The 420-nt window shown below is 41.2% G+C and carries 1 protein-coding gene; it reads right to left on the minus strand.

Annotated features, from left to right (window positions below; translation table 11 throughout):
* Positions 1-46: 46 nt before the first annotated feature.
* A partial coding sequence (locus BK120_RS34370; RefSeq protein WP_144376931.1) for an IS3 family transposase occupies positions 47-420 on the minus strand: 374 nt, incomplete at its 5' end.

Raw genomic sequence — 420 nt, forward strand, 5'->3', positions numbered from 1 at the left:
ACGCTAAACTGACCCCTTAGTCAAGGACACTTTGAAAAAAAGAGCACTAAGCCACACTTAAGAGATGATTCCTGTACTGAACAGGAGTCATCCTTTTTTGTTTCCACTGATATCTATGATGATTGTAATAACGAATATAGCGATTAATTTCTCGTTCTAATTCAGCCAAGGTTGTACAGTCATGACTCTTCACATGATCTTTCATATGACCGAAGAAGGACTCCTGAGGTGCATTATCCCAACAGTTTCCACGATGTGACATCGATTGTCCAAGGCCCTTACCCTTCAATAATTTCTGGTAGGTAGGGCTCGTGTAATGGCTCCCTTGATCGGAATGGATAAAGACCTTCTTATGAAGTTTTACGCGCTTCTGCTTCATTAACGATTCAATGGTATTTGTGACTAAAGGCAGTTGGAGGG

This window comes from Paenibacillus sp. FSL A5-0031 (genome assembly GCF_001956295.1).
Lineage (GTDB): Bacteria > Bacillota > Bacilli > Paenibacillales > Paenibacillaceae > Pristimantibacillus.